The organism is Allobosea sp. P5_A5, from assembly GCF_056400625.1.
Genome location: NZ_JBFUKY010000004.1, coordinates 54,609 through 67,590, shown reverse-complemented (window position 1 = coordinate 67,590; position 12,982 = coordinate 54,609). Strand labels below are relative to the sequence as shown.

Here is a 12,982-nt window from a genome sequence, read left to right as displayed (position 1 = left end):
CGGTCTTCTGACCGGTGCCCGGCAAACGGGGCACCGGCACGGCGTTTGTCAACCGGCCGAGCCGGCGTTTCCTCCAGGCTCAGCGATCAGTTGATCGACTTGATGCTGCCGAAGATGGAGTCCAGCGCAGCGGCGTGGGTTTCGCGCTCCTTGTCATTGCCCCAGACGGTGAACATCATCACGCGCTCATTGCCGGCGGGCATCAGGATGAGATCGACCGTCGTCGGGCCGTTCTCGTCCTCGGTGCGAAATTGAAACACGGTCGATTCGATACCGTTGATCTTCATCTCGGCCTTGATCGGCTCGACCGGCTTGATCTTGTTGTCTCGCATCCACTTGTTGGTGTCCGAGATCATCTTCTCGATCTGCTTCGACGCGGCCGATTCAATGGACAGAAAGATCGCCTCGTCCTCGGGCCGAGCCTGGAAGCCGTATTCGATCTCTTCCGTGGACCATTTGTCCGGCAAGGTAACGGTCACGGTCGGATTTTTGGACGGAACGGCGAAGTTCTTGGCAAAGGCCGGAGACAGCAGGAGGCCGAGCGCAAGCGCGCCGGCAGCAAGGCGGTTGAGGAGCATGGGAAGGTCTCGGAGGCCAGACCAAGACGATGGCCTGCAGCGCTTTATAAGCTAAGCGAATCCGCCGAGCTGACGCAATGGAAGCGCGCGCGTTTGCTGCGGTTAACCTTGCCGAACCTGCTCGTCGCAAGAACCGATCCGCTTCGGACATCTGATGCCGAAGCGGGACCGATGGCGGAGTTCGCCGGGAGCTTCGTCACGCGCAACCGCCTGCGCGTGACGAAGCTACGCCAAAGTCTCAGTAACGGTCCGGCACATACCTTTCCGGCGGCACCGGGTGGCGCAGATAATCCGGGTTGCGAACGCGCTCAGGCAGCAGGAACTCCTGCTTCGGCACGTCTTCATACGGGATCTGCTCGAGCAGATGGGCGATGCAGTTAAGGCGCGCGCGCTTCTTGTCGACGGCCTGCACGACCCACCAGGGTGCGAATTCGGTGTGGGTGCGCTCCAGCATCTCCTCCTTGGCGCGGGTGTAGTCTTCCCAATGGACCCGGCTTTCGAGGTCCATTGGCGAGAGCTTCCACTGCTTGAGCGGGTCCTCGATGCGCATGCGGAAACGGAATTCCTGCTCCTCGTCGGTGATCGAGAACCAGTACTTCAGCAGGATGATGCCGGAGCGGACGAGCATGTGCTCGAAATCCGGCACCGACCGGAAGAACTCCTCGAGCTCGTCCGGCGTGCAGAAGCCCATGACGCGCTCGACGCCGGCGCGGTTGTACCAGGAGCGATCGAACAGCACCATTTCGCCCGCGCTCGGCAGATGCTGGACGTAGCGCTGGAAATACCATTGATGCCGCTCCCGCTCGGTGGGAGCCGGCAGCGCGACGACACGACAGACACGCGGGTTGAGCCGCTGGGTGACGCGCTTGATCGCGCCGCCCTTGCCGGCCGAATCACGCCCCTCGAACAGGACCACGACCTTGAGCTTCTTGTGCTGAACCCAGTCTTGCAGCCGGACGAGTTCGTGCTGGAGCCGGAACAGCTCGCGGAAATAAATCCGCCGGTCGATGCGCTCGGCGCCCAAGCCCTCGCCGTCGAGACCCAGCTGGTCGATCCGCTCTTCCTCAAGCTGTAGCTCCAGCTCTTCATCGAAAGAGTCGGTGATCTCGTCTTTGATCCGGTCGAAATCGGTCTTCATGACGGTCGTCCTCGTCAGATTCTGTCGCGCGTGACGGCGCATTTCGCCCTTTGGCGGCGGCGGACCATGGCGATGCTCCGTGACGGCGCGATGAAACCAGGAACGCCACTGAGCGCCCCGCGTTCAACACAGGCGAGATTTTCCATCGCCGTCCACCGGTGGGTGATCGGCGATGCGGCAGGCGCACAGCGCGCGCCGACATTTTGAGACATGATAGAGCTTCGACGACCGCGCGGTGACCTAATGAATATGCACGCCTCCCAGCCAGACATCTCGACCCGCTCCGTGGGCATCGGCCAGCCGGTGCCGCGCAACGAGGATGCGGCGCTGGTGCGCGGGGCCGGGCAATATACCGACGATCTCGCGCTGGAAGGACAGCTCTACGGAGCCTTCGTGCGCAGTCCCTATGCCCATGCGAATATCCGCGGCATCGACACCTCCGCCGCCAAGGCGATGAACGGCGTGGTGGCGGTCTATGCGGCGGAAGATCTGGCGGATCAGGGCTACGGCACGCTGAAATGTATCGTCGACCTGCAGAACCGCGACGGCACGCCGATGCTCAAGCCGGCCCGGTCCGCCTTGGCCTCGGGCAAGGTCCGCTATGTCGGCGACCCCGTCGCGATGGTCGTGGCACGCACGCTTGTGCAGGCTCGCGATGCGGCCGAAGCGGTCGCGCTCGATCTCGAGGCGCTCCCGGCCGTGACCTCGACGGAGGATGCGCTGGCGGAAGGCGCGCCGCAGCTTTTCGACGATGTGCCGGGCAATCTGATCGTGGACTATCATTTCGGCGATAGCGAGAAGGTCGCAGCGGCCTTCGCCGAAGCGGCGCACGTCACCCAATTGCGCATCGTCAACAACCGCATCGTCGTGAACCCGATCGAGCCGCGTGCTGCGATCGGCGTGTACGATGCCAAGAGCAAGCGCTACACGCTGCACGCACCGAGCCAGGGCGCCTTCGGGATGCGCAACAGCCTCGCCGCCGCGATGGGCGTCGGGCAGGAGCGCGTTCGGCTGCTGACGGGCCATGTCGGCGGCTCGTTCGGTATGAAGTCGGCCGTCTTTCCCGAATATGTCGTGCTGCTGCACGCCGCGCGCCTGCTGAAGAAGCCGGTGCGATGGGCCGACCAGCGCTCGGAGAGCTTCGTTTCCGACCATCACGGACGCGACATGGTGTTCGAGGCGGAACTGGCGCTGGACAAGCGCGGGCTCTTTCTGGCCACGCGCTTCACCGGCTTCGGCAATCTCGGCGCCTATCTTTCGCCGGTCGGGCCGATGATGGCGACGCTCAACATCGGCAAGAACAGCATCGGCATGTACCGCACGCCGCTGGTCGAGGTCAGCACCCGCTGCGCCGTGACGAACACGACGCCGATCGCGGCCTATCGCGGGGCGGGTCGGCCTGAGGGCAATTATTTCATGGAACGGCTGATCGATGCCGCCGCAGCCGAGACCGGCATCGACAAGGTCGAGCTGAGGCGCCGCAATCTGGTGCTGCCCGAACAACTTCCCTGGAAGACGCCGGTCGGAACCGTCTATGACAGCGGCGATTTCCCGGCCCTGCTAGCCAAGGCACTGGAGGCCGCAGACTGGAAAGGCTACGGCGCACGGCAGCGCCAGAGCCGCAAGGCCGGCAAGCTGCGCGGACGCGGCGTCGGCTGCTATCTCGAGGTGACGGCGCCGCCGAGCAACGAGATGGGCGGCATCCATTTCGAGGAGGACGGCAGCGTCACCATTGTCACCGGCACGCTGGATTATGGCCAGGGCCATTGGACACCTTTCGCCCAGATCCTGACCAGCCAACTCGGCGTGCCCTTCGACAAGATCAAGCTCGTCCAGGGCGACAGCGACCGGCTGATCGCCGGCGGCGGCACCGGCGGCTCGAAGTCGATCATGGCAAGCGGCTCGGCGATCATCGAAGCCAGCGAGCACGTCATCGAGAAGGGCAAGCCGCTCGCGGCGCATTATCTGGAGGCTGCGGTCGCCGATATCGAGTTCGAGGCCGGGCGCTTCAGCATCGCCGGCACGGATCGCTCGATCGGCATCATGGAGCTGGCCTCGCGCCTGCGTGCCGGAACCGATCTCCCGGCGGACCTGCCGCAGACGCTCGATGTCGACCACATCTTCAAGGCCGCGCCCTCGGCCTATCCGAACGGTTGTCACATCGCCGAAATCGAGATCGACCCGGAGACGGGTGCGATCGAAATCGCGCGCTACGTCATGGTCAATGATTTCGGCACGCTGGTGAACCCGATGCTGGTCGAGGGCCAGCTGCATGGCGGCATCGTCCAGGGCATCGGCCAGGCGATCAGCGAGATGACACGCTATGACGAAGCCGGGCAGCTGATGACCGGCTCCTTCATGGATTACGGCCTGCCCCGGGCGGGCGACGTGCCATTCTTCGACTTCATCAGCCAGGGCGTTCCGACCAAGACCAACCGCGTCGGGGCCAAGGGCTGCGGCGAAGCGGGCTGCGCCGGCTCGCTGCCCTCGATCATGAACGCCATCGTCGATGCGCTTGCGCCCCATGGCGTGACGCATGTCGACATGCCCGCGACGCCGCTCAAGATCTGGAAGCTGCTGCATCCGCAGGGGTAACGCCGCCTATCCCGCCCAGCCCTCATCCTGAGGAGCAGCCTGAAAGGCTGCGTCTCGAAGGATGTTCCAGTCACCCTCCGGAGCCTTCTGAAGCCTGCTTCGAGACGCGCTCTTCGAGCGCTCCTCAGGATGAGGGCTTCGTGTCGGCAAGATGGGCCGATGCCGATATCCTAGCGGATGCGCTCATCTGAATTCCTATAAGATTCCTATAGTGACGGGCCAGCGCCCGTCTCGAACGGCTATGCGCCGTGCCCGATAATCCCGTCAGGCCAGGAAAGCCTCCAGCCGCCTTCGCGGCGGCGCTTCCGGCCAGCGACACGACCATTTGGTCGAAGGGATCAAGGCCATGGATTTCATCATGCTCGGGCTCACCCTCGCCTTCTTCGCGGCGGGCCTCGCCTATGTCGGCGCCTGCGACGCGCTCTGAGCCGAGGAGATCGAAGATGCTTCTCGATTTCGTTCTCGGGGGCGCGGTGACGCTGCTTCTACTCGTCTATCTCACCTACGCGCTGCTGCGCCCCGAGCGGTTCTGACCGACCACATCTCTTCGCCTGCGCTGCGGGCGTTCCGGAAAGTCAGTTCGCTTTTCGGTTCGACGCGCCAGAGCCACCGGAAAACCTTCCCATGACCATCAATGGCTGGATTCAGATCCTCCTGTTCTGCGCGCTCGTCGTCGCGCTGGTAAAGCCGCTCGGCGGCTACATGACCCGCGTCTTCAGCGGCGAGCGTACGTTCCTGTCCTTCCTCCTCGCACCGGTGGAGCGCGGCCTTTATGCCCTCGCCGGCACGCATGAGCGCGAGGAGCAGCATTGGTCCCGCTATGCGGTCAGCCTGCTGATCTTCAACCTTGCCGGAGTCCTGCTGCTTTACGGGTTGCAGCGGGTCCAGGCGCTGCTGCCGCTGAACCCGGACGAGATGGCCGCCGTCGCTCCCGATCTCTCGTTCAACACCGCCGTCAGCTTCGTCACCAATACCAACTGGCAGGCCTATGGCGGCGAGACGACGATGTCGTATCTGACGCAGATGCTGGGCCTCACCGTCCAGAACTTCGTCTCGGCCGCGACCGGCATCGCGATCGCTATGGCGCTGATCCGAGGCTTCGCTCGCGCCTCGACGAAGTCGGTCGGCAGCTTCTGGGTCGATCTCACGCGGGCGACGCTCTACATCCTGCTGCCGCTCTGCATCGTTCTGACGCTCGTCTATGTCTCGCTCGGCGTGCCGCAGACCTTTGACGGCGCCGTGACCGCCACCACGCTTGAAGGCGCGCAGCAGCTGATCGCTCGGGGCCCGGTCGCCTCGCAGCTCGCGATCAAGATGCTCGGCACCAATGGCGGCGGCTTCTTCAACGCCAACTCCGCCCATCCGTTCGAAAACCCGGACGCCGTCGTCAACCTCATCCAGATGTTGTCCATCTTCGCGCTCGGCGCCGCGCTGACCAACGTCTTCGGCCGCATGGTCGGCAACCAGCGGCAGGGCTGGGCCATCCTTTCCGCCATGGGTGTGCTGTTCATCGCCGGTGTGGCGCTTTGCTACTGGGCGGAGGCCTACGGGAACCCGCTGGTTCAGGCGCTCGGCCTGCCCGGCGGCAATATGGAGGGCAAGGAAGTCCGCTTCGGCATCACGCTCTCGGCGCTGTTCGCCGTCATCACCACGGCGGCCTCCTGCGGCGCAGTCAATGCGATGCATGGCAGCTTCACCGCGCTGGGCGGGCTTATCCCGCTGATCAACATGGAGCTGGGCGAGGTCATCGTCGGCGGCGTCGGCGCCGGATTCTACGGCATCGTGCTCTTCATCGTGGTGGCGATGTTCGTCGCCGGGCTGATGGTCGGGCGCACGCCGGAATATCTCGGCAAGAAGATCGAGGCCAAGGAGGTGAAGATGGCGATGCTCGCCATTCTGTGCCTGCCGACCGGCATGCTGATCTTCACGGCGATCGCCGTCGTGCTGCCGGGCGCCGTCGCCTCCACTGGCAACAGCGGGCCGCACGGCTTCTCCGAGATCCTCTACGCCTACACCTCGGCTGCGGCCAACAACGGCTCGGCCTTCGCCAGCCTCTCGGCCAACACGCTCTGGTACAACGTCACGCTGGGCATCACGATGCTGGTCGGCCGCTTCCTGGTGATCATCCCGGCGCTGGCCATCGCCGGCTCGCTGGCGGCGAAGAAATCCGTGCCCACTTCCGCCGGTACCTTCCCGACCGACGGGCCGCTCTTCGTCGGGCTGCTGGTCGGCGTGATCCTGATCGTCGGCGGGCTGACCTTTTTCCCCGCGCTGGCGGTCGGGCCGATCGTCGAGCACCTGGCGATGATCGCCGGGCAGAGCTTCTGAGTGCGCCATGAGCAGCCCTCTCAGGCAATTGCGGCGCGAGGCGCCCTGCCGCCCCGCTTCGATGAGGCAGATGCGGAACTCGTCCGCACCGCGCCCCGCCATCCTGATCCTTGGAATGATCGTCGCGCTTTGTCTGGCGACGCTGCTGGTCCGGGCGCTTGCCGCCCTGATCGGCACCGCCTGACGCGCATACCCCTTCGCTGGAGCTTCCCATGAGCCCGTCCAAATCCGCGAGCCTGATCGACGCTCGCATCCTCGTGCCGGCGCTGGGCGATGCCCTTCGCAAGCTCGACCCCCGCCACCTCGCCCGCAACCCGGTGATGTTCGTCGTCGCCGTGGTTTCGGCACTGACGACCGTGCTTTTCCTGCGCGACCTCGCGACCGGCGGGGCTAGCCTCGGCTTCTCCTTCCAGATCGTCGTCTGGCTCTGGTTCACCGTGCTTTTCGCGAATTTCGCGGAAGCCGTGGCGGAGGGGCGCGGCAAGGCGCAGGCCGAGTCGCTGCGCAAGACCCGCACCGAGACGCAGGCCAAGCTGCTGACCGGCGAGGACCGCACGAGCCACAGGCTGGTGTCCGGCACATCGCTGAAGGTCGGCGATGTCGTGCTGGTCGAGGCCGGCGACATCATCCCATCCGACGGCGAGGTGATCGAAGGCGTCGCCTCGGTCAACGAGGCCGCGATCACCGGCGAATCTGCGCCCGTGATCCGCGAATCCGGCGGAGACCGCTCCGCCGTGACCGGCGGCACGCAGGTGCTGTCTGACTGGATCCGCGTACGCATCACCGCCGCCGCAGGCTCGACCTTCATCGATCGCATGATCGCGCTGGTCGAAGGCGCCGAGCGGCAGAAGACCCCCAACGAGATCGCGCTCAACATCCTGCTGGCGGGCATGACGCTGATCTTCGTGCTGGCGACGGCAACGATCCCGAGTTTTGCGGCCTATGCCGGCGGATACATCCCGGTCATCGTGCTGGTTGCACTGTTCGTGACGCTGATCCCCACCACGATCGGCGCGCTGCTCTCCGCCATCGGCATCGCCGGCATGGACCGGTTGGTGCGCTTCAACGTGCTCGCCATGTCCGGGCGCGCGGTCGAGGCGGCGGGTGATGTCGATACGCTGCTGCTCGACAAGACCGGCACGATCACGCTCGGCAACCGCCAGGCGACCGAGTTCCGCCCTGTGCGCGGCGTGGACGAGCGCGATCTGGCCGATGCGGCGCAGATGTCCTCGCTCGCGGACGAGACACCGGAAGGCCGCTCGATCGTCGTGCTCGCCAAGGAGAAATACGCCATTCGCGCCCGCGACATGGCCGCCCTGCACGCGACTTTCGTGCCCTTCACCGCGCAAAGCCGGATGAGCGGCGTCGACATCGACGGCTCGCAGATCCGCAAGGGTGCGGTGGATTCGGTGCTGAAATACGTCGAGGCTACCGCTTCGCAGCACTCCACAGAGGCTGTGAAAGAGGTCCAGGCCATCGCGGCCGATATCGCCAAGGCCGGCGGCACGCCGCTTGCCGTGGCGCGCGACGGGCGCCTGCTTGGCGTCATCTACCTCAAGGACATCGTCAAGGGCGGCATCCGCGAGCGCTTCACTGAGCTGCGCCGCATGGGCATCCGTACCGTGATGATCACCGGCGACAACCCGATGACCGCGGCCGCCATCGCGGCCGAGGCCGGCGTCGACGATTTCCTCGCGCAGGCGACACCGGAAAACAAGCTCGCGCTGATCCGCGAAGAGCAGGCCAAGGGCAAGCTCGTCGCAATGTGCGGCGACGGCACCAACGATGCCCCGGCGCTGGCGCAGGCCGATGTCGGCGTCGCCATGAACACCGGCACGGTCGCGGCCCGCGAGGCCGGCAACATGGTCGATCTCGACTCCGATCCGACCAAGCTCATCGAGATCGTCGAGATCGGCAAGCAGCTGCTGATGACGCGCGGGGCGCTGACGACCTTCTCGATCGCCAACGACGTCGCCAAGTATTTCGCTATCATTCCGGCGATGTTCCTGGCGTTCTACCCGCAGCTCGGCGCGCTCAATGTCATGGGGCTGCATACCCCGCAAAGTGCGATCCTCTCGGCGATCATCTTCAACGCGCTGATCATCGTCGCGCTGATCCCGCTCGCGCTGAAGGGGGTGACGTACCGCCCCGTCGGCGCCGGCGCTCTGCTGCGCCGCAACCTGCTCGTCTATGGGCTCGGCGGGCTGATCGTTCCCTTCATCGCCATCAAGGCCATCGACATGGCCGTGACCGCCCTGCACCTCGTCTGAGGACATCTCTCATGCTCAAGCAAATCCGCCCCGCTTTGGTCCTGTTGATCGCCTTCACGGTCATCACCGGCCTCGCCTATCCGCTGGCGATGACCGGCATCGCGCAGGCCGTCTTTCCGAAACAGGCGAATGGCAGCCTGACCGAGAAGGATGGAAAGGTCATCGGCTCCAACCTGATCGGCCAGAACTTCACCAGCGAGCGCTATTTCCACGGCCGCCCCTCGGCGACCTCGGCCGCCGATCCGGCCGACGCCTCGAAAACCGTCGATGCGCCCTATAACGCGGCGAACTCCAGCGGCTCCAATCTTGGCCCAACCAACCCCAAGCTGATCGAGCGGATCAAGGCTGAGGCCGAGACGCTGAAGGCCGAAAACCCCGGCGCGCCTGTGCCGATCGATCTGGTCACCACTTCCGGCAGCGGGCTCGACCCGCATATCTCCCCGGAGGCGGCGTATTTCCAGATCGCGCGCGTCGCGAAGGCCCGCAACGCCGACCCGGCGACGATCAAGACGCTGGTCGATGCGCGGGTCGAGCCGCGCAAGCTCGGCGTGCTGGGCGAGCCCGTCGTCAACGTGCTGGCGCTCAACCTCGCCCTCGACGGCGCGGCCGCGCGCTGACACAAAGCAAAGGCGGCGGCGCTGCCGCCGCCCGAACCGGTTTGCCATGCCGCCCGCAGACGATCATCGCGACATCAAGCCCCGCCCCTCGCCTGAGGCGCTGCTGGCTGCGGCCCAGCGCGAGGGGCGCGGGCGGCTGAAGATCTTTCTCGGCGCGGCACCTGGCGTCGGCAAGACCTACGAGATGCTGACGGCCGGCCGGGCGCGGCGCACCGAGGGCTACGATGTCGTCATCGGCATCGTCGAAACCCATGGCAGGCAGGAGACGCAGGCGCTGGTCGACGGCTTCGAGATCGTTCCCCGTCGCGCCATCGACTACAAGGGCCGCGCGCTGGATGAAATGGACCTCGACGGCATCATCGAGCGGCGCCCGGCCCTCGTCCTGGTCGACGAGCTCGCGCATACCAACGTCTCCGGCAGCCGCCACCCGAAGCGCTATCTCGATGTCGAGGAGCTGCTGTCGCGCGGGATCGACGTCTACACCACGCTCAATATCCAGCATGTCGAGAGCCTCAACGACGTCGTCGCCCAGATCACCCGCATCCGCGTGCGCGAGACGGTGCCGGATTCGATCATCGACCGCGCCGACGAGATCGAGATCATCGATCTGACGCCGGCCGACCTGATCAAGCGGCTCGAAGACGGCAAGGTCTATCTCGGCAAGACGGCCCGCCGCGCGATCCAGAACTATTTCTCGCCTGGCAACCTGACCGCCTTGCGGGAGCTGGCGCTGCGCCGCACAGCCCAGCGGGTCGACGACCAGCTTCGCAGCCATATGCAGGAGCACGCGATTTCCGGCCCCTGGGCGGCAGGTGAGCGCATTCTCGTCTGCATCGACGAAGGGCCGGATTCGGCCGCGCTCGTCCGGTACGCCAAGCGGCAGGCGGACCGGTTGCGCGCGCCGTGGAGCGCGCTCTATGTCGAAACGCCGCGCGCCGCCGCGCTGGCAGAGGCGCCGAAATCGCGGATCGCCGCGGCGCTGCGGCTGGCCGAACAGCTTGGCGGCGAGGCACTCGTCGCGCCGGGCGAGGATGCGAGCGGCGAGATCGTCCGCCACGCCACCGCAAACAACGTCACCCAGATTCTCGTCGGCCGGCCGGGTAAATCGCGCTGGCGCGAGTTCTTCGGCGGCTCGGTACCGCATGACCTGATCCGCAGCGCCGGCACCATCAGCGTGCATGTCGTCTCCGGCTCCGATCACGACACGGGGCGAGGCGGCACCCCCGCGACCGAGGTCAGGCGCGCACTGACGCTGCGGCCCTATCTCGCCGCCATTCTCTTGGTGGGGCTAGCGCTGGGCGCGGCCGAGCTGCTCAGCCAGGCGATGGACCTGCGCAACATCGCGCTGGTCTTCCTGATCGCGGTGCTGATTTCGGCGGTCACAGGCGGATTCGGGCCGGCGCTGGTCGCCTCGGTGCTGAGCGCGCTGGCGATGAATTTCTTCTTCATTCCGCCGCTCTACACGCTGACCATCGGCGATCCCGAAAATGCCGTGGCACTCGGTTTCTTCCTGATCGTCGCGCTCATCGCCAGCAATCTCACCGCACGTGTGCAGCGCCAGGCCAATGCCGCGCGCCAGCGGGCACGGACCACCGAGGACCTTTATCTGTTCTCGCGCAAACTTGCGGGCACGGGCACACTCGACGACGTGCTCTGGGCCAGCGCCTTCCAGATCGCCTCGATGCTCAAGGTCCGCGTGGTGATCCTTATGCCGGAGGACGGCACCCTCGCCGTTCGCGCCGGCTACCCACCCGACGATACGCTCGTCGATGCCGACATCGCGGCCGCGCGCTGGGCTTGGGAGCATGACCGCCCGGCCGGGCGTGGCGCCGATACGCTACCGGGCGCGAAGCGGCTGTATCTGCCGCTGCGCACCGGGCGCGCGGCAATCGGCGTGCTTGGCCTCGACGACGATCGCGAGGGACCTTTGTTGACGCCCGAGCAGCAGCGCCTCCTCGACGCGCTGGCCGACCAGACCGCCGTTGCGATCGAGCGCATCCAGCTTGTGGCCGACGTCGACAGGGCAAGGCTCGCGGCCGAGGCCGACAGGCTGCGTTCGGCGCTGCTGACCTCGATCTCGCATGACCTCAAGACGCCGCTGGCTTCGATCATGGGTGCGGCCGGCACGCTGCGCGACTATCGCATGGAGTTGCCCGATGAGGACCGTACCGACCTGCTCGCCACGGTGATCGACGAATCCGAGCGGCTGAACCGCTTCATCGCCAATCTGCTCGACATGACGAAGATCGAATCCGGCGCGATGGAGCCCAATGCCGCGCCGGTGGACCTGGCTGAAATCGTCGGCAGCGCCCTGCGGCGAGCCGCCAAGATCACCGCCGGCCACCATGTCGAGACCGATCTGCCGGCAACGCTGCCGATGCTGCGGCTCGACCCCGTGCTGTTCGAGCAGGTGCTCTTCAACCTGCTCGACAACGCCGCGAAATATGCCCCCGAAGACAGCCTGATCACCATTGCAGCGCGTCATATCGGGGATGCGGTCGCGCTCTCGATCGCCGACGAGGGATCAGGCCTGCCGGCCTCCGATGTGGAACGGGTCTTCGACAGCTTCTACCGGGTCAGGAAGGGCGATCAGGTCCGGGCGGGCACGGGCCTCGGCCTGGCGATCTGCCGCGGCTTCGTCGAAGCGATGGGCGGCACGATCGTCGCCGCGAACAGGGCCGATCGCGAGGGCGCGGCCTTCACCATCCGCATGCCGACGACAAGCCGGCTCGGACAAGCGGAGCGGCCGGCATGACGGCATTGGACATCAAGGTTCTGGTCGTGGACGACGAACCGGCGATCCGCCGGCTGCTGCGGGTCGGCCTGTCGACCGAAGGCTACATCGTCCGGGAAGCCGCGACGGCGCGGGAGGCAATCGCGCAGATCACCGAGGACATGCCCGATCTCGTGATCCTCGATCTCGGCCTGCCGGACATGCCGGGTCAGGACTTGTTGAAGCGATGGCGCGCCGAGCAGCTCACGGTGCCTGTCGTCATCCTGTCGAGCCGCACGGACGAACCCGGCATCGTCGAGGCGCTGGAAAATGGCGCCGACGACTACGTCACCAAGCCCTTCGGCATGAAGGAGCTGGCGGCGCGGCTTCGCGTCGCGCTGCGCCACAAGCTGCATCAGCAGGGCGAGAAGCCGGTTTTCCAGACCGGCGAGCTCTCCGTCGATCTCGTCAAGCGGGCCGTCAAGATCGGCGACAGGGAGGTGAAGCTCTCGCCGAAGGAATACGACATCCTGCGCATCCTCGTGCAGCACGCCGGGAAGGTTTTGACCCATCACCACCTGATGAAGGAGGTTTGGGGCCCGGCCGACGACGTGCAGTATCTGCGCGTCTATGTGCGGCAGTTGCGCCAGAAGATCGAGCGGATGCCGGACCAGCCGGAATACATCACCACAGAGACTGGCGTGGGCTACCGGCTGCGCGCCGCCGACTGACACGGCGCGCCG

At 65.9% G+C, this 12,982-nt stretch carries 10 protein-coding genes; 8 read left to right on the top strand and 2 right to left on the bottom strand.

Translation table 11 applies throughout. The annotated features are described in order from the left end of the window. Positions 1 to 86: 86 nt before the first annotated feature. Both AC1DR6_RS10000 and ppk2 read right to left on the bottom strand, forming a co-directional pair. The gene (locus tag AC1DR6_RS10000; protein WP_476829072.1) at positions 87 to 578 is read right to left on the bottom strand and encodes a hypothetical protein; all 492 of its coding nucleotides are present in this window, start codon (positions 576 to 578) and stop codon (positions 87 to 89) included. 238 nt (positions 579 to 816) lie between these two features. Further along, a complete protein-coding gene (ppk2, locus tag AC1DR6_RS09995; protein ID WP_476829071.1) occupies positions 817 to 1,716 on the bottom strand; it encodes a polyphosphate kinase 2 in 900 nt (299 codons plus the stop codon). A gap of 243 nt (positions 1,717 to 1,959) precedes the next feature. Here ppk2 and AC1DR6_RS09990 point away from each other — a divergent pair, with 243 nt between their 5' ends. The 8 genes from AC1DR6_RS09990 to AC1DR6_RS09955 all read left to right on the top strand — a co-directional run bounded on the left by AC1DR6_RS09990 (position 1,960) and on the right by AC1DR6_RS09955 (position 12,970). Then, complete coding sequence (locus AC1DR6_RS09990; protein WP_476829070.1) at positions 1,960 to 4,311, top strand: xanthine dehydrogenase family protein molybdopterin-binding subunit; 2,352 nt, start codon at positions 1,960 to 1,962, stop codon at positions 4,309 to 4,311. Between the two features lie 443 nt (positions 4,312 to 4,754). Next, positions 4,755 to 4,844 (top strand): K(+)-transporting ATPase subunit F, encoded by a 90-nt coding sequence (locus tag AC1DR6_RS09985; RefSeq protein WP_476829069.1) that lies wholly within the window; start codon positions 4,755 to 4,757, stop codon positions 4,842 to 4,844. 91 nt (positions 4,845 to 4,935) lie between these two features. Then, positions 4,936 to 6,639: a potassium-transporting ATPase subunit KdpA gene (kdpA, locus tag AC1DR6_RS09980; protein WP_476829068.1), complete on the top strand. Its 1,704-nt coding sequence runs from the start codon at positions 4,936 to 4,938 to the stop codon at positions 6,637 to 6,639. A 7-nt stretch (positions 6,640 to 6,646) separates the two neighbouring features. Beyond that, entirely contained in the window at positions 6,647 to 6,823 is a 177-nt protein-coding gene (locus tag AC1DR6_RS09975; protein ID WP_476829067.1) for a hypothetical protein, read from the top strand. A gap of 28 nt (positions 6,824 to 6,851) precedes the next feature. Continuing rightward, a complete protein-coding gene (gene kdpB / locus AC1DR6_RS09970; RefSeq protein WP_476829066.1) occupies positions 6,852 to 8,909 on the top strand; it encodes a potassium-transporting ATPase subunit KdpB in 2,058 nt (685 codons plus the stop codon). 11 nt (positions 8,910 to 8,920) lie between these two features. Next, entirely contained in the window at positions 8,921 to 9,526 is a 606-nt protein-coding gene (locus AC1DR6_RS09965) for a K(+)-transporting ATPase subunit C (protein WP_476829065.1), read from the top strand. Between the two features lie 46 nt (positions 9,527 to 9,572). Continuing rightward, complete coding sequence (locus tag AC1DR6_RS09960) at positions 9,573 to 12,281, top strand: DUF4118 domain-containing protein (RefSeq protein WP_476829064.1); 2,709 nt, start codon at positions 9,573 to 9,575, stop codon at positions 12,279 to 12,281. Next, entirely contained in the window at positions 12,278 to 12,970 is a 693-nt protein-coding gene (locus tag AC1DR6_RS09955) for a response regulator transcription factor (RefSeq protein ID WP_476829063.1), read from the top strand. Before AC1DR6_RS09960 ends, AC1DR6_RS09955 begins: the two co-directional genes overlap by 4 nt. The last annotated feature ends 12 nt before the right edge of the window (positions 12,971 to 12,982 follow it).